The following is a 15537-nucleotide window of genomic DNA, read 5'->3' as shown; positions in this document are numbered from 1 at the left end:
CAGGAGACCGGGGGACACGCGCATCAGGGCCCGGCGAACAAGGCTCGCACGGCGGCCGTGCGCTCGTCGTCCCACGTGACGCCGGGGTCAAGTTCGAGGAAGGTGACGCCGATGCCGGCCGCCGCCAGGCCGATGAGCGACCAGTCGGCGGGCGTGGAGGCCCCGGTCGGGTTGGCGGGCACCCGGCGGGTGAGCAGCTCCGGGTCCGGCAGGGCCATCAGGACCAGCCCGCGCATGCTCGCGCAGGCCAGGGTCGCGATGAGCGGGAAGCCGCCGCCGGCCTCCGGGCGCGGCCGGTAGCCCAAGGCGGTCGCGACCAGCTCCCAGCCGCGCGCGACCCGGTCGACGAACCGCGACTCGGACAGTCGCAGCGCCTCCCCCACGTCGGCGCGCAGCTCGCCGTCGGGCAGGCTGAGGAACGTGGCCTGGAGTGCCAGGTAGGTGCGCCACCCGGCGGAGCGGTGGATGGCCTCGAAGTCGTCGGCGGCGCTCACCCGCAGCATCTCGGTGAGCAGGTCGTGCCTGCCCTGCGGGGTGGCCGGCTCGGCGGCGCGCCCGTCGAGCACCGAGCCGAGCAGCCGCCGGGTGGCCTCCTCGTCGACCGCGGAGGCGGGCGCGGCGCCGCGCGCCAGCTCGCGCAGCAGGTCGGCGTGGAAGAGATCCTTGTACGGCCAGCGCCGGTAGACCGCGGTGCGCGACACCCCGGCCCGTTGGATGACGTCTTCGACGCTGATGTGGTCGAGACCGACGGTCAGCCCGTCCTGCTCGACCAGGGCGAGCGCGGCGTCGAGCATCCGCCGCCGCGTCTCCTGGTCGCTCAGGCGCGGCCTGCGGCGGGGAGCGGACTCCGGCATGGACGCCTCCTGGGCGGCTTGGTACGTTGCGTCAATGAGACATGGTATCCCAAGTTTCTTCATTTTAGTGCTCGTGTTCACCGTGCCCTTCCTCGCCGTGGACGCGGTGATCGGCGCGCGGATCCTGCCCGGGCTCCCCCCGGCCGCGCTGGCGTTCGTCTGCCCGGCGGTCGCCGCGCTCTGGCTGGAGTACCGGCGGTCCGGGCCGGCGGGCGCGCGGGCTCTGCTCGCCCGGGCGTTCGACGGTCGACGGGTCAAGGCCACGATCTGGTACGTCCCCGTCCTGCTGCTGTATCCGGCCGTCGTGACGGCGTCGTACGTGGTGCTGCGGCTGACGGGCGCCGACGTGCCCGGACCCGACTTCTCGCTGACGCTGACGGTGCTGCTCGCGCTCGGATTCTTCGCCGGGGCCGTGTGCGAGGAACTCGGCTGGTCCGGGTACGCCACCGCGCCCCTGCGGGAACGGTGGGGCCCGCTGGGGGCCGCGCTCGTCCTGGGAGCGTTCTGGGCGGTGTGGCACTGGCCGGCGCTGCTGCTGGTGCAGCGGCCCGTGTCCTGGATCGCCTGGTGGTCGCTCGGCACCGTCGCCATCCGGGTGATCATGGTGTGGTTGTACGGCCGGACAGGGGACAGCGTCTTCGCCATGGCTCTCTTCCACATGACGGTCAACCTCGGCTGGCAACTGTTCCCCGTGAACGGGTCCCACTTCGACGTGCGGCTCGTCTCGACGATCACCGCCGCGGTCGCCGTGGCCGTCGTCGCCGCCGGAGGCCTGCGGTCGCGACACCGAGACGTGATCGTACCGTGATGGGTCCGATCAAACCCGACCCTGGCCGGAGCCGTTTACCGGTCATGAGGACAAAGCAGACGATCGCCGCGCTGCTGTCAGGGTGCGCGGCCCTGCTGCTGGCAGGATGCGCCGGAGGCGGCGAGGTGGCGTCGGTCGGGTCCGCGGACGCGCCCGCCGTCGCGGCCGAGCAGGCCCCGGTACGGCAGACGCGCGCCCCGGCGGGCGGCGACGGTCAGGCACGCGACGAGGCGGGGCGGGCCGGCGGCGAGGCGGGGCGGGACCCGGCTTCAGGTGTGGAGGTCACCCGGCAGGACCGGGAGGTGATCTACACCGGCCGGATGACGGTCCGGGTGAAGGACGTCGCGGTCGCCGCTCAGCAGGCCAAGGACATCGTCACCGGGGCGGGCGGCCATCTGGCCAAGGAGGAGACCCGCTCCTCCGAGCACGCGAACGCGTCGGCGGAGCTGGAGTTCAAGATCCCGCCCGCGCGCTATCCGGACGTGCTGACCCGGCTCGGCGGTGACCTGGGCGAGCGGCTGTCGCTGAACCAGCAGACGGAGGACGTCACCCTCATGGTGGCCGACGTGGAGAGCCGGGTGAAGTCGGCAGAGCGGTCACTGGAGTCGCTGCGCACGCTGCTGACCAAGGCGGACACGATCGGCCAGGTGCTGGACGTCGAGCGCGAGATCGCCGCGCGGGAGGCGAACCTGGAGTCGCTGCAGGCCCAGCGCAAGAGCCTGGCCGAGCAGACCGCCATGGCCACGCTCACGCTGCGGCTCGCGGGCCCGGCCGCGGCGGTGACGACGCCGTCGGACGAGCCCGCCGGGTTCTTCGGGGGTCTGCGGGCGGGCTGGGAGTCGCTCGTGACCTTCCTCATGGTGCTGGTCACGGCCCTCGGCGCGGCCCTGCCGTGGCTGGTGATGATCACCCCGCCGGTGGTGCTGGCGGCGGTGCTGCTGCGCCGGCGCCGACGCAGGACGGCGCCGCCCGCGTCCGGCCCGCCCGCCCCCGACCCGTCCACCGCGTGACACCACCCCTTCGCGGACGTACGGCCCGCACCAGCCCTCACCGTCCTCCCGAAGCCGCCTGAGGGCGAGGGTGGCCAGAGACCCGAACGATCAGGCCCGAGCGGTCACAGCGCGGGCGGTCGGGGCGGGGTCAGGAGGTGTGGACCAGGTCCGTCAGGCGTTTGAGCTGGTCGGGGTCGGTGGACGGGAGGACGCCGTGGCCGAGGTTGAACACGTGGCCCTCGGCCGCCTCCCCGCGCCGCAGCACCTCGCGGGCCTTGCGCTCGACGACCTCCCACGGGGCCAGCAGGATGGCCGGGTCGAGGTTGCCCTGCAGCGCCTTGCCGGGGCCCACCCGCCGGGCCGCCTCGTCGAGCGGCACCCGCCAGTCGACGCCGACCACGTCGGCCCCCGACTCGCCGAGCAGCCCGAGCAGCTCGCCGGTGCCGACGCCGAAGTGGATGCGCGGCACCCCCAGGTCGGCCAGCCCGGCGAAGATGCGCCGGGTGTGCGGCAGCACGAACGCGCGGTAGTCGTCGGCCGCCACCGCGCCCACCCACGAGTCGAACAGCTGGACGGCGGAGGCGCCGGCCAGCACCTGCAGCCGCAGGTGTTCGAGGACGATGCCGGCCAGCCGGTCCATGAGGGCGTGCCACAGCTCGGGCTCGCCGTACATCATGGCCTTGGTGCGGTCGTGGTTCTTGGACGGCCCGCCCTCGATGAGGTAGGAGCCGAGCGTGAACGGCGCGCCGGCGAAGCCGATCAGCGGCGTGCCGCCCAGCTCGCCGGTCAGCGCCTCGATCGCCTCGGTGACGTACGGCACGTCGCCGGGCTCCAGCGGGCGCAGCGCGTCGAGCCCGGCCCGGTCGCGGATCGGGTCGGCGACGACGGGGCCGACGCCGGGCTTGATGTCGAGGTCGATGCCGATGGCCTTGAGCGGCACGACGATGTCGCTGAAGAAGATGGCCGCGTCGACGCCGTAGCGGCGGACCGGCTGCATGGTGATCTCGACGATCAGGTCGGGCGTGGCGCACGCGGTGAGCATGGGCACGCCTTCGCGCGCCTTGAGGTATTCGGGCAGCGAGCGCCCTGCCTGGCGCATGTACCAGACAGGGGTGTGCGGGACGTCCTGGCGGCGGCAGGCGCGCAGGAAGGCGGAGTCGGCGAGATTCACCCTTCCAGGGTGCCATGGCGGTGCCGCGGTCCTGTCATCGGCGCGTTGTCGGGAAAATCCCGTCAGTCACCCCCCGATCCATGATCAGATGTACCGGTGGACGTTTCAGCGTCGGCCCTCGGAGTCGAGGCCGCCCCATGCGACAGCCTGCCGCCGGTCTCAGGCGGTCCAATTGTCGGCAAAGGCACCGCGCGGCATCGATTCGCCATCCACTTTCGGGACACGCCGAGCGCGTTGCACGGAATTGTCAGTCGCTCGTGCCAACGTCGGAGCCACGACCCGAAGAAAGGCCCCGGTTCGATGACTGGTGCGATGACAGCGTTGTGGAGTTCCGCGCAGTGCCGCAGCGGGCACTGCGCGTCCTGCGCCGGCGAGCGGCTGTTCGAGCAGCCGGTCTGCGCCGACGAGCACGAGCTCGGCGAGTGCCCGGAGTGGGCCTGCGTCTCGTGCGGCCATGCCGTCATCCTCGGTTCCGCCCAGCTCGCCCGCCCGGTCCGCCGGCTGGCGACGGTGTGACCGCGCACGATGAGCACCCCCGTGGTCCCCTTCCGTCCCCCTTCGACCTACTCTTCGACTATGACCCTCGGTGAGCGGCCACCAGCGCCCGCGGCGTTCCGCCGCGCGGCCGCGAGCCTGCGGCCGGCCGAGGTCAGGCCGGAGATCGAGCTGGAGGAGCTGCCCGCGCCCCAGCGCCTGGCCCCCCACTCGGCGGCGATCGGCGCGTCGGTCTACCGCGACGACGACGAGCTCGCGGTCGGCCGGCTGATCCTGCTCTACGACCCCGACGGCCAGCGCGGGTGGGACGGCCCGTTCCGGCTGGTGGCCTACGTGCGGGCCGACATGGAGCCGGAGATCACCTCCGACCCGCTGCTCGGGCCCGTCGCGTGGAGCTGGCTGACGGAGGCGCTCGAGGCCCACGACGCCGCCTACTCCGCCGCCGGCGGTACGGTGACAAGAGCGGTGTCCGAGGGCTTCGGCAACAAGGCCGACGACCCGGTCACCACCGAGCTCGAGTTGCGGGCGTCCTGGTCCCCCGCGCAGGAGGATCTGTCCGGTCACGTCGCCGCGTGGTGCGACCTCATGTGCGTGGCGGCCGGGATCCCGCCCCTCCCCCCCGACGTGGCCGCCATGCCTCGCAGACGCGAAGATCCGGAGAGTGACCGAACGACGTGAGGGCACCAGACAACACAGCAACGGTGTCATGAGGGCGGTGGACTCATGACCGAAGAACGGACGGTCGTCCCGCTCCTGGAGCCGCGTGACGGCATCCCGCCGATCGTCGCCGACGCGGCCGCCTACGCCCGCACCGTCGAGGCGTTCGCCTCCGGTTCCGGGCCGGTGGCGGTCGACGCCGAGCGCGCCTCGGGCTACCGCTACGGCAACCGCGCCTACCTCGTGCAGCTGCGCCGCGAGGGCGCCGGCACGGCGCTGATCGACCCGGTCTCCTGCCCCGACCTGTCGGCGCTCGACGAGGCCGTCGCCGGGGTGGAGATCGTGCTGCACGCCGCCTCCCAGGATCTGCCGTGCCTGCTGGAGCTGGGGTTCCGGCCGCGCTACGTGTTCGACACCGAGCTGGCCGGCCGGCTGCTCGGCTACGAGCGGGTGGGGCTCGGCACGATGGTGGAGACGGTGCTGGGGCTGCGCCTGGAGAAGGGCCACTCGGCGGCCGACTGGTCGACCAGGCCGCTGCCCGAGGCGTGGCTGCGCTACGCCGCGCTCGACGTGGAGGTGCTGGTGGAGCTCCGCGACGCGCTCCACCGGGAGCTGGTGGAGGCGGGCAAGCTGGAGTGGGCGCGCGAGGAGTTCGAGGCGGTGCTCAACACGCCGCCGCCGGCGCCGCGCGCCGATCCCTGGCGGCGCACGTCCGGCATCCACAAGGTGCGCAACGTGCGCGCGCTGGCCATCGTGCGCGAGCTGTGGACGATGCGCGACCGGATCGCCCGCGAGAACGACCTGGCCCCCGGCCGGGTGCTGCCCGACGCCGCGATCGTGACGGCGGCGCTGGAGGGACCGCGCACCAAGAAGGCGCTCACCGAGATCTCGGCGTTCACCGGCCGCAGCGCCCGCCGCCACATGAACGACTGGCTGGGCGCGGTGGCCAGGGCCCGGTCCCTGCCCGACAGCCAGCTCCCGCAGCCGAGCACGGCCGGTGACGGGCCGCCGCCGGCCAACCGCTGGGCCGACCGCGACCCGGCCGCCGCCAAGCGGCTCGCGGCGGCGCGCGCCGTGGTGGCGGCGCTGGCCGACGAGCACCACATGCCCACGGAGAACCTGTTGCAGCCCGACGCGGTGCGCAGGCTCACCTGGGAGCCACCCGAGGTGATCAGCGAGGAGAGCGTCACCGCCCGGCTGCGCAAGCTCGGCGCGCGGGAGTGGCAGCTCACGCTCACCGCGCGGCCTCTCGCGCAGGCGCTGGCCAGGCTGGAGCCTGCGCGCGAGGCCTGAGCGGCTCTTGACGCCTCAGGCGGCTCCGCCGTACGGTTCGGGAAAGCGCTTTCCGTGAAAGGATCCCCATGAGCGTGCGCACCATCGGCGTCGTGATGAACGGCGTCACCGGACGGATGGGCTACCGTCAGCACCTGGTCCGCTCCATCCTGGCGATCAACGAGCAGGGCGGTGTGACGCTCTCCGACGGCGAGCGGGTCACTCTCAGGCCGGTGCTGGTGGGCAGGAACGCCGACAAGCTCGCCCGGCTCGCGGCCGCCCACGGCATCCCCGACCACACCACCGACCTCGACGCCGCGCTGGCCGACGACGGCAACCTGATCTATTTCGACGCCCAGGTCACCTCGGCCCGGGTCAAGGCCGTGCTCAAGGCCGTCGACGCGGGCAAGCACGTCTACGCCGAGAAGCCCACCGCCGAGTCGGTGCAGGAGGCGGTCACGCTGGCCCAGGCGGCCACGGCCAAGGGCGTCAAGAACGGCGTGGTGCAGGACAAACTGTTCCTGCCGGGCCTGCTGAAGCTCAAGCGGCTGGTGGACGGCGGCTTCTTCGGGCGGATCCTGTCGGTGCGCGGCGAGTTCGGCTACTGGGTGTTCGAGGGCGACTGGCAGGAGGCGCAGCGCCCGTCGTGGAACTACCGGGCCGAGGACGGCGGCGGCATCGTGCTCGACATGTTCCCGCACTGGCACTACGTGATGGAGAACCTGTTCGGCCGGGTCACGTCCGTGTACGCGCACGCCACCACGCACATCCCGGAGCGGGTGGACGAGCGGGGCGAGCGCTACGCGGCCACGGCCGACGACGCCGCCTACGGGATCTTCGAACTGGAGGGCGGCGTCGTCGCGCAGATCAACTCCTCCTGGACGGTCCGCGTCAACCGGGACGAACTGGTGGAGTTCCAGGTGGACGGCACGCACGGCAGCGCCGTCGCGGGGCTGCGCGACTGCCGGGCCCAGCACCGCGCCGCCACCCCCAAGCCGGTCTGGAACCCCGACCTGCCGGTGACCGCCCGCTTCCGCGACGGCTGGCAGGACGTGCCGGACAACGCCGAGTTCGACAACGGCTTCAAGATCCAGTGGGAGCTGTTCGTCCGGCACGTGCTGGAGGACGCGCCGTTCCCGTACGACTTCGCCTCGGGCGCGCGCGGCGTGCAACTGGCCGAGCTGGGGCTGCGCTCGTCGGCGGAGGGCCGCAGGATCGAGGTGCCGGCGCTGTGAGGATCGACCTGCCCGGCGGCCCGTACACGCTGAGGGAGCCGGTCGCCTGGCCCTCCGGCGGCGGGCCCGCGACCTCCCGGGTGGTGTACGCGGCCGCGCACGTGGTGGCCGACCCGCTCGGCGACAACACCCCCGGTTCCCCGGCCGCCGTCGACTGGGACGCCACGCTGCGTTTCCGCCGCCATCTGTGGTCGTACGGGCTGCGGGTCGCGGACGCGATGGACACCGCGCAGCGCAACATGGGCCTGGACTGGGCCGCCACCCGCGAGCTGATCAGGCGCGGCGCCGCCGAGGCGGCCACGCTGGGAGACCCCGCGGAGCTGCTCGCGTGCGGCGCCGGCACCGACCACGCGCCGGACGCGGCGGACCTGGACGCGATCACCGCCGCATACGCCGAGCAGGTGGAGACCGTCCAGGAGACCGGCGCCGGCGTGATCATCATGGCGTCCCGGCAGCTCGCCCGGGTGGCGGGCGGGCCGGAGGACTACCACCGGGTGTACGGGAAGCTCTTCGGGCTGGCCGACCGGCCGGTGATCCTGCACTGGCTGGGCGAGATGTTCGACCCCCACCTGGCCGGCTACTGGGGCGCGGCCGACGTCGCGACGGCCACGGAGTCGTTCCTGGAGCTGGTGCACGCGCACGCCCCGCTGGTGGACGGGGTGAAGGTGTCGCTGCTGGACGAGGAGCACGAGGTGCGGCTGCGCGCCGCGCTGCCCGCGGGCGTCCGGCTCTACACCGGCGATGACTTCAACTACCCGTCGCTGATCAGGACGGGCTCGCACGCGCTGCTGGGCATCTTCGACGCGATCGCCCCGGCCGCCGCCGCGGCGCTGCGGGCGCTGGACGCCGCCGAGGCCGCCGCCGGCGAACGGGAGAGGGATCGGCTGCTGGCCTCGTACGAGGAGATCCTGGCGCCGACGGTGCCGCTGTCGCGCAAGATCTTCGAGGCGCCGACGTTCCACTACAAGACCGGGATCGTGTTCCTGGCCTGGCTGAACGGGCACCAGGACGCGTTCGCGATGGTGAACGGCGCGCAGTCGGCCCGGTCGCTGACGCATCTGGCGGAGGTGTTCCGGCTGGCCGACCAGGCGGGGCTGCTGACCGACCAGGAGCTCGCGGTGCGCCGGATGCGGGCGCTGCTGGAGGTGAACGGGCAGTGAGCCTGTCGCTGAACCAGTGGACGACGCGGCGCTGGTCGCTGCCCGAGGCGGTGGACGGCTGCGCCAGGCACGGGCTGGAGGCCGTCGGGCTGTGGCGGGAGAAGGTGGCCGAGACGGGACTGGCGCGCAGCGCCAAGCTGGTGCGCGAGGCGGGGCTGCGGGTGTCGTCGCTGTGCCGGGGCGGCTTCCTGACGGCGGGCGGGCTGCCCGGCGAGGAGGGCCGGCGGGCGTTCGCGGCGGCGCTGGAGGACAACCGGCGGGCCGTGGACGAGGCCGCCGACCTCGGCGCGGCCTGCCTGGTGATGGTGGTGGGCGGGCTGCCGGGGGTGCCGCCCGGCGAACCGCCGGCCGCCGGGTTCTCCCGCGACGTCGCCGGGGCGCGTGAGCGGGTGGCCGAGGCGCTCGCCTCGCTGGCCCCGTACGCGGGAGAGCGCGGGGTCAGGCTGGCCCTGGAGCCGCTGCATCCGGTCTACTGCCCGGACCGCGCCGTGCTGTCCACCCTCGGGCAGGCGCTCGACCTCGCGCTGGCGTACCCGCCGGAGCAGGTCGGGGTGGTGGTCGACACCTTCCACGTGTGGTGGGACCCGGCGCTGCGTGAGCAGATCGCCAGGGCGGGCCGGCGGATCGCCTCCTACCAGGTGTGCGACTACCTGCATCCGCTGCCCGCCGACGTGCTGCTGGGGCGGGGCATGATGGGCGACGGGGTGATCGACTTCCCGCCGATCAGCCGGGCGGTGGCCGCCGCCGGATACACCGGTGACGTCGAGGTGGAGATCTTCAACGCCGACGTCTGGGCGGCGGATCCGGACGAGGTGGTGGCCCTGATGAAGGAGCGCCACGCCGCCCTCGTGGCGCCCTGGCTCAGCCCTCGGCGGTGACGGTGCCGGCGGCGTTCACGTCACCGCCCTGGCTCAGCCCTCGGCGGTGACGGTGCCGGCGGCGCCGTTGACCGTCACCCGCTCGCCCGAGCGGATGCGGCGGGTGGCGTCGGGGACGCCGACCACGGCGGGGATGCCGTACTCCCGCGCCACCACCGCGCCGTGCGACATGGCGCCGCCCATCTCCATGACCAGCCCGCCCGCGGTGAGGAACAGCGGGGTCCAGCCGGGGTCGGTGGACGGGCAGACGAGGATCTCGCCGGGCTCCAGGTGGGCGCCGACCGGGTCGAGCACCACCCGGGCCGTCCCCGTGACGGTCCCGGCCGAGGCCGGGGTGCCGGTGATCGCTCCGTCCGGGGCCGCGCCGGCGAGCTGGGCCTCGGGCTCGGTGCCGTCGGACAGCATGATCCGCGGCACGTGCCCGCGGCGGCGCTCCCGCTCGTGGACCTCCCGCCGGGCGGCGACGGTCTCCCGCAGGCCGCGCCCCGTGCCCGCCACCGCCGCCTCCAGCTCGGCGAAGTTCAGGAAGAACACGTCCCGCGGGGCGTCGAGCACCCCCGTCTCCACCAGGTGGCCGCCCACCTTCAGCAGGTCGGCCCGGACGCCCGCGAGCACCTTCACCAGCAAGAACTTGGGCAGCTCCCGCAGCCCCGTGAGCTGCCTGGCGCGTCCCAGGGCGAACCGGACGACCGCGGCCCTGACCCGGCCCCGCCGGCGCGCGGCGGCCACGGCCTCGGCCACCGCCCGCCGGGCGGCCGCCTCTCCCCGGGCGAACTGCGCGGCCGGGTCGTGGCCCGCCTGCCCGCCGGCCGCGAGGTCCGGGCGCAGGTAGTTGGCCAGCGCGCCGAGGATGTGGTCGGGCTCCTCCGACCAGCGCGGCACGCCCAGGTCGATCTCGGCGACGCCGCGGTGCCCGTACACGTCGAGGAAGGCGGCGATCCCGCGCTGGGCCGCCGGAGGCAGCGTGCCCGCCCGGTAGCGGCGCGCCAGCTCGGCCACCGGCTCGCGCCGGAACGGCTCGGGCTCGGCGCGCGTGGCCAGCCGCCACAACTCCAGGTCCATCTCGGTGGTCGGGTTGTGCGGCACGGCGCGCAGCACGTCCTGCAGCTCCGCGAGCGACCTGCCGGACAGCTTGGCCGCCAGCCCGTACAGGCCGTATCCGGTGAGCGCCATCGGCATGACGGAGACGATCCCGGGGAAGGCGCCGCCGAGCATCCGCTCGGCGTGCCGCAGCCGGTCGGCGGGCGTGGCCGTCCCGGGCAGTCGCAGCCGCGCGTCCAGGTCCTCGCCGAGCTTGCGGGTGTACGCGAGCGCGCGCTCCGGGCGGAAGAGCGCCCACGCCACCTTGGCGGGCACCCGCAGGCGGCGCGCGGCGCGGACGGCGGTCCGCAGCAGCGGACGGCGCGAGGCGTGCACCACCGACAGCCGCGGGTCGGCGGTCAGCTCCCGCACCAGCGCCACCGCGCGGGCCTCGCCCACCTGGAGGATCCGGGGCAGGATCGCCCGTCCCGCGCGGCTGCGCAGCGGGACGGTGAGGTCCAGCCAGAGCCGCTCCCCCGCCACGGCCATCGCCGGCGGCCCCTGGCGCGGGTTCGCGGGCGGACGGCCGATCGCGGCGGCCGCGCCGGAGCCGATGAGCTTGAACGCCGCCAGCCCCAGGGGCGTGAGCGGCCCCATGACGCCCTGCACGACGTTGACCGAGAAGTAGACCCGCAGGCCGGCGCCCCTGGACTCGGGCAGCGGGTACAGGGTCGTGATCGGCCTGGACTGGGTGAGCCAGAGGGCGCCGTCGGGCCCGATGGCCCACTCGGTGTCCTGCGGCGCGCCGAAGTGCGCCTCGGCCCGCGCGCCGAGCGCGGTCAGCTCCCGCACCTGCGCGTCGGTCAGGCACAGCCCGCCGGACCCTTCGGCGACGCCCGGCAGGCCCCTGGCGGGCGGCCGGTCGCCGGGGCGGCGTTCGCGGATCTCGCCGGTGCGGGTGTCGGCGACGAACCGGTCGGGGTTGACCGCGCCGGACACGACGGCCTCGCCGAGGCCGGGGGCGGCGTCGATGACGGCCTCGTGCCGCCGGCCGGTCACCGGGTTCGCGGTGAACATCACCCCGGCCACCTGGGCGTCCACCATCGCCTGCACCACGACGGCCAGGGCGACGCCGGCGTGGCCGACGCCGTTGGCCTCCCGGTAGGCGACGGCCCTGTCGGTCCAGAGGGAGGCCCAGCAGCGGCGGACCGCGTCGAGCACTTCCCGCGGGCCGGTCACGTCGAGGTAGGTGTCCTGCTGCCCGGCGAAGCTGGCGAACGGCAGATCCTCCGCCGTGGCCGACGACCGCACCGCCACCGGCACCGAGCCCTTCTTCCCGTGCGTCACGGCCGCCGACAGTCTTGCGTACGCGGCCGTGACGGCCTGCTCGACGTCCGGTGGGACGGGGGCGGCGAGCAGGCGCTCGCGGGCCCGTGCCGCCAGTCCGTCGCCGCCGGCGGCGATCAGCGCGGGCAGGCCCGCCGCGTCGGCGACCCGCCGGTAGGCGTCGGTCGTGACCACCACGCCGGGCGGCGCCGGCAGGCCCCCGGCCATCAGCTCGCCGAGCCCGGCCGCCTTGCCGCCGACCTCGGCGATCAGGTCGCCGCGCACCTGGGAAAGGTCCAGCACCATCGTTCCTCCCGCCCTCGTGCCTTCGAGTCTTCACCGTGCGGGCGGAGAATTCAACAATCGATGAACGATCAGATGGCCAGCGGCACCCCGTCCAGGTCCCACGCCGGGTCGACCGGGATGCCCAGCTCGGCGAGCGCCGTCGGGCCCACGTCCACCAGCCGGGGCCGCACCAGCGACAGACCGCCCAGGTCCGCGCCCAGCCGGGCGGCGATGACGAACACCCGGCGCTCCTCGTCCGTGACGCCGCCGTGCCCGCCCTCGTCGACGTGGCCGTGGTCGGTGGTCACCAGCACCGTCCAGCGCTCCTCCGCGTACGAGGGACGGGCCCGGATCGCGTCGAGGAAGCGGCCCAGGGCGGCGTCCTGCACCGTCAGCGCGGCGGCGTACTCGGGGCACAGCGGCCCCAGCTCGTGCGCCACCTCGTCGGTGTCGCCCAGGTAGACGAACGTCAGGTCCGGCCCGGTCTCCGCCAGGTGGCGCTCGGCCTCGGCGGCGATCCGCTCGTCGGCGCCGGCGAAGGTGAGCGCGTAGCCGTCGAGGACGAGGCGGTGACCGATGGCGCGGCCGAAGGCGCCGTGCTCGTCGAGGGCGGCCCAGGAGAAGAACGCCGCGGTCGACAGGCCGGGCCGCGCCTCCTGCGCCCGCGTCAAGAAGTCCGGATATTTCGTGAACTGCGCTCCGGCGAACCCATTGTCCACCACGCCATGCTTGTCCGGCCACACCGCGCTGACGATCGACGACCACCCCGGCCCGGAGTCGGTCCTGGCCCTGATCACGCGCTCACCGGGCGGCGCGGGCTCCGCCGGAGGCTCCGGGACGACCTCGCCGGGGGACTCGGTGCGCGGGGCCGCCTCCTCCCCGTACGGCAGCAGGCTCGTGCCGTACGCGCCCGCGGACATCAGCGACGTCAGGACCGGCGGGCGCAGCGCGCGCAGCCGGTCGAAGCGCAGGCCGTCCATCCCGACGACGAGCACCTTCTTCCTCAGCTGGGACATTCCACCATCTAAGCGCCAAATCGCCGAATCCACGCGGCAGCCCCCGGAAGGATCTCCTCCACCGGCGCCACCTGGGGGTACCACGTGCGCTCCCACTCCAGCGACACCCAGCCGCGGTAGCCGGCCGCGCGCAGCAGCCCGCCCGCCTCCTCCAGCGGCACCGATCCGGTCCCCATCGGCACCGGCGTGGTGTCGGCCGCCGAGACGGCGTCCTTGACCTGGACATAGGCCAGGAAAGGACCGAGCGCGGCCAGCGTGGCGGCCGGGGACTCGCCGGCGCGCCACGGGTGGAGCAGGTCCCACAGCGCCCCGGCCGTCGCGGGGCCGCCGGCCTCGGCCAGCAGGGCGGCCACGGCGGCCCCGGTCGGCATCTTGTCGTGGGTCTCCACCAACACCCGCACGCCCAGCTCCGCCGCCGTACCGTGGACCGCCCCGATCCGGCGCGCGCCGAGCGCGGGGTCGTCGCCGCGCGGGAACACCCGCACCCCCGGCGCGCCCAGGTCGGCGGCCAGCTCCAGATCTGCGCGGAGCGCCCCGGCCACCGCGTCGTCGTCGCCCGGCTCGCACACCCCGACGTACCCGGCGAGCGCCGCGATCTCCAGCCCGGCCTCCTCGACCCGGCGCCGCACCGACAGCCGCTCCCGGCGGCCGAGCCCGGCGTGCACGCCGGTGTCGGGGTGCAGGCGCAGTTCGAGCCCCGCGCAGCCGGCCCGGCGGCCGGTCTCGATCGCCTCGTCCAGGCCCGCTCCCGGCATGCCCAGCGTGCTGAAGGCCAGCCGCATCACGCCGTCACCGCAGGTCCCTGACGCTCTCGCGGAGCACGACCTCGCCGGCCACCTGCTCCACGACCACGCCCTCGTCCGTCGTCAGCGCCAGCTCCAGGGCCCGCGCGCCCATGTCCTTCAGCGGCAGCCGGACCGTCGTCAGGGCGGGCACCTGGTCACGGAGCGTGGCGATGTCGTCGAACCCGGCCACCGACACGTCCTGCGGCACCCGGAGCCCGCGCTCCCGGTAGGCGGCCAGCGCCCCCACGGCCATCACGTCGTTGACCGCGAACACGCAGGTCGCCTCGCCGGTGCGGGCCGCGGCCGCGTAGCCGCCGTCCCGGTCGAACGGGCCGTGCACGACGAGCGGCTCCGGCAGCCCGAGCTCGCGCAGGGCGGAGACGAACCCGGCGCACCGGTCGGCGGCGGTCATCAGGTGGGGCGGTCCCGCGAGCACGGCGAAGCGGGTGTGGCCCAGCCCGGCCAGCGCGCGGGCCAGCGCCGCGGCGCCCTCCCGGTTGGCGGGCGCGACGGTGTTGGCGCCCAGCAGGTCCTGGCCGACGCAGGCCACCCGGCCGCCGCTCGCCCGGTAGGCGTCCAGCTCGGCGATCAGGCGGCCGGTGACCTCGGGGTCGGCCACCCGGGACCCGGCCAGCAGGACGGCGCGGACCCGCTGCGCGTGCAGCGCGGACACGTACGCGATCTCCTGCTCCGGGTCGCGGTGGGTGGTGCCGACCATCACCAGCAGCCGCTCCCCCGCGGCGGCCCGCATGGCGCCGTCGGCCAGCGCGGCGAAGTACGGGTCGGTCAGGTCGTGGACCACGATGCCGATCACGTTGCTCGCGCCCCTGGCGAGCGTCTGGGCCGCGGTGTTGGCGCGATAACCCAGTTCGTCGGCGGCGCGCTCGACGCGCGCCCGCAGCGTCGCGCCCACCTGGCGGGTGCTGCCGTTGAGCACCCGCGAGGCGGTCGCGAGCGAGACGCCCGCCTGTTTGGCGACGTCCTCCAGCGTGACCACGAGACCCCCCAGGAAAAACGGACTCCAGGATGCCCGACGAGCACCCGGATCCGCATCCTTGCACGTCTCAGGCCCAGGGGAACAGGATGTCGAACAGGCCCCGCCTGGTCTCCTGCGGCTGCGGCGCCTGGGTCGGGGGCTGGTCGGCCCCGTCGCCGGCACCGTCGCCGGCACCGTCGCCGGCCGTGTCCTCCTCCGTCCGCGGCTCGGGCCTGGCGCTGGTCTCCGGCTCGTCGGTCCCCTTCATCGGAGCCCGGGTCTCCGCGCTCGACGGCTCGGGCTCGGGCTCGGCGGACCGGGCGCGCGTCCGGGTGGGCTCCGGCTGGGGCTCGGCCTCCTCTTGCGCGGCCGTCCGGGTCGGGCGCGCCCGCGTGGGCGCGGTGGCCGGCGTGTCCGACGGGGTGACCGAGGGCTCGGGGGTGGCCGGGTCGGTCGCCTCGTCGACGGGGGCGTCCGTCTCCGTCTCCTCGGCCGCGGGGGTGCTCAGGTCGCCGACGCTCGCGCAGCGCCCGCCCGCGCAGGGGTCGTCGGAGGAGGAGCCGGTGAGCATCCAGCCCGCGCCCACGCCCAGCACCACGACCGCCGC

General features: G+C 74.8%; 14 protein-coding genes and 1 pseudogene. 8 read left to right on the top strand and 7 right to left on the bottom strand.

The features are described 5' to 3' along the window. Positions 1–23: 23 nt before the first annotated feature. Complete coding sequence (locus OUY22_RS12535) at positions 24–854, bottom strand: TetR/AcrR family transcriptional regulator (protein WP_270155053.1); 831 nt, start codon at positions 852–854, stop codon at positions 24–26. A 67-nt stretch (positions 855–921) separates the two neighbouring features. On the opposite strand from OUY22_RS12535, the gene OUY22_RS12530 reads away from it, so the two are divergent. Next, on the top strand, positions 922–1662 hold the full coding sequence (locus OUY22_RS12530) for a CPBP family intramembrane glutamic endopeptidase (protein WP_270155052.1): 741 nt from the start codon (positions 922–924) through the stop codon (positions 1660–1662). Between the two features lie 44 nt (positions 1663–1706). Beyond that, positions 1707–2672, top strand: coding sequence for a DUF4349 domain-containing protein (locus tag OUY22_RS12525; RefSeq protein WP_270155051.1), 966 nt, complete (start codon positions 1707–1709; stop codon positions 2670–2672). A 130-nt stretch (positions 2673–2802) separates the two neighbouring features. On the opposite strand, the gene hemE is transcribed toward OUY22_RS12525, so the two are convergent. After that, positions 2803–3825 carry a uroporphyrinogen decarboxylase gene (gene hemE, locus OUY22_RS12520; protein WP_270155050.1) on the bottom strand — a complete coding sequence of 341 codons (1023 nt, stop codon included), beginning with the start codon at positions 3823–3825 and terminating at the stop codon, positions 2803–2805. 312 nt (positions 3826–4137) lie between these two features. Between hemE and OUY22_RS12515 the strand changes: the two genes are divergently transcribed. The 6 genes from OUY22_RS12515 to OUY22_RS12490 all read left to right on the top strand — a co-directional run bounded on the left by OUY22_RS12515 (position 4138) and on the right by OUY22_RS12490 (position 9522). Continuing rightward, on the top strand, positions 4138–4341 hold the full coding sequence (locus OUY22_RS12515; RefSeq protein ID WP_270155049.1) for a hypothetical protein: 204 nt from the start codon (positions 4138–4140) through the stop codon (positions 4339–4341). Positions 4342–4401: 60 nt separating this feature from the next. Next, positions 4402–4998, top strand: a complete 597-nt coding sequence (locus OUY22_RS12510) for a DUF3000 domain-containing protein (RefSeq protein WP_270155048.1) — start codon at positions 4402–4404, stop codon at positions 4996–4998. 45 nt (positions 4999–5043) lie between these two features. Beyond that, positions 5044–6270, top strand: a complete 1227-nt coding sequence (locus OUY22_RS12505) for an HRDC domain-containing protein (protein ID WP_270155047.1) — start codon at positions 5044–5046, stop codon at positions 6268–6270. A gap of 68 nt (positions 6271–6338) precedes the next feature. Continuing rightward, entirely contained in the window at positions 6339–7484 is a 1146-nt protein-coding gene (locus OUY22_RS12500; protein ID WP_270155046.1) for a Gfo/Idh/MocA family protein, read from the top strand. Then, positions 7481–8644, top strand: coding sequence for a dihydrodipicolinate synthase family protein (locus OUY22_RS12495; RefSeq protein ID WP_408638151.1), 1164 nt, complete (start codon positions 7481–7483; stop codon positions 8642–8644). The genes OUY22_RS12500 and OUY22_RS12495 overlap by 4 nt, the downstream gene beginning before the upstream one ends. After that, a complete protein-coding gene (locus OUY22_RS12490; protein WP_270155045.1) occupies positions 8641–9522 on the top strand; it encodes a sugar phosphate isomerase/epimerase family protein in 882 nt (293 codons plus the stop codon). Before OUY22_RS12495 ends, OUY22_RS12490 begins: the two co-directional genes overlap by 4 nt. A gap of 33 nt (positions 9523–9555) precedes the next feature. On the opposite strand, the gene OUY22_RS12485 is transcribed toward OUY22_RS12490, so the two are convergent. From OUY22_RS12485 to OUY22_RS12465, 5 genes and pseudogenes are all read right to left on the bottom strand, one after another. After that, positions 9556–12174, bottom strand: a complete 2619-nt coding sequence (locus OUY22_RS12485) for a PEP/pyruvate-binding domain-containing protein (protein ID WP_270155044.1) — start codon at positions 12172–12174, stop codon at positions 9556–9558. Positions 12175–12242: 68 nt separating this feature from the next. Next, positions 12243–13169, bottom strand: coding sequence for an alkaline phosphatase family protein (locus OUY22_RS12480; protein WP_270155043.1), 927 nt, complete (start codon positions 13167–13169; stop codon positions 12243–12245). 8 nt (positions 13170–13177) lie between these two features. After that, positions 13178–13951 (bottom strand): sugar phosphate isomerase/epimerase family protein, encoded by a 774-nt coding sequence (locus OUY22_RS12475; RefSeq protein ID WP_270155083.1) that lies wholly within the window; start codon positions 13949–13951, stop codon positions 13178–13180. A gap of 7 nt (positions 13952–13958) precedes the next feature. Then, the gene (locus tag OUY22_RS12470; protein ID WP_270155042.1) at positions 13959–14951 is read right to left on the bottom strand and encodes a LacI family DNA-binding transcriptional regulator; all 993 of its coding nucleotides are present in this window, start codon (positions 14949–14951) and stop codon (positions 13959–13961) included. 67 nt (positions 14952–15018) lie between these two features. Next, positions 15019–15537 (bottom strand): annotated as a pseudogene (locus tag OUY22_RS12465) (hypothetical protein); the annotation flags it as partial.

This window comes from Nonomuraea corallina, assembly GCF_027620315.1.
Lineage (GTDB): Bacteria > Actinomycetota > Actinomycetes > Streptosporangiales > Streptosporangiaceae > Nonomuraea > Nonomuraea corallina.
Note: the sequence above shows the minus strand (reverse complement) of the source record. Positions and strands in the feature narration are given on the sequence as shown.

What these genes read in the sequence shown, in the direction of transcription:
- OUY22_RS12510 (WP_270155048.1), top strand. Translation starts at nt 4,402, where the DNA reads ATGACCCTCGGTGAGCGGCCACCAGCGCCCGCGGCGTTCCGCCGCGCG.
- OUY22_RS12515 (WP_270155049.1), top strand. Translation starts at nt 4,138, where the DNA reads ATGACAGCGTTGTGGAGTTCCGCGCAGTGCCGCAGCGGGCACTGCGCG.
- OUY22_RS12500 (WP_270155046.1), top strand. Translation starts at nt 6,339, where the DNA reads ATGAGCGTGCGCACCATCGGCGTCGTGATGAACGGCGTCACCGGACGG.
- OUY22_RS12535 (WP_270155053.1), bottom strand. Translation starts at nt 854, where the DNA reads ATGCCGGAGTCCGCTCCCCGCCGCAGGCCGCGCCTGAGCGACCAGGAG.
- OUY22_RS12525 (WP_270155051.1), top strand. Translation starts at nt 1,707, where the DNA reads ATGAGGACAAAGCAGACGATCGCCGCGCTGCTGTCAGGGTGCGCGGCC.
- OUY22_RS12505 (WP_270155047.1), top strand. Translation starts at nt 5,044, where the DNA reads ATGACCGAAGAACGGACGGTCGTCCCGCTCCTGGAGCCGCGTGACGGC.
- OUY22_RS12475 (WP_270155083.1), bottom strand. Translation starts at nt 13,951, where the DNA reads ATGCGGCTGGCCTTCAGCACGCTGGGCATGCCGGGAGCGGGCCTGGAC.
- OUY22_RS12485 (WP_270155044.1), bottom strand. Translation starts at nt 12,174, where the DNA reads ATGGTGCTGGACCTTTCCCAGGTGCGCGGCGACCTGATCGCCGAGGTC.
- OUY22_RS12480 (WP_270155043.1), bottom strand. Translation starts at nt 13,169, where the DNA reads ATGTCCCAGCTGAGGAAGAAGGTGCTCGTCGTCGGGATGGACGGCCTG.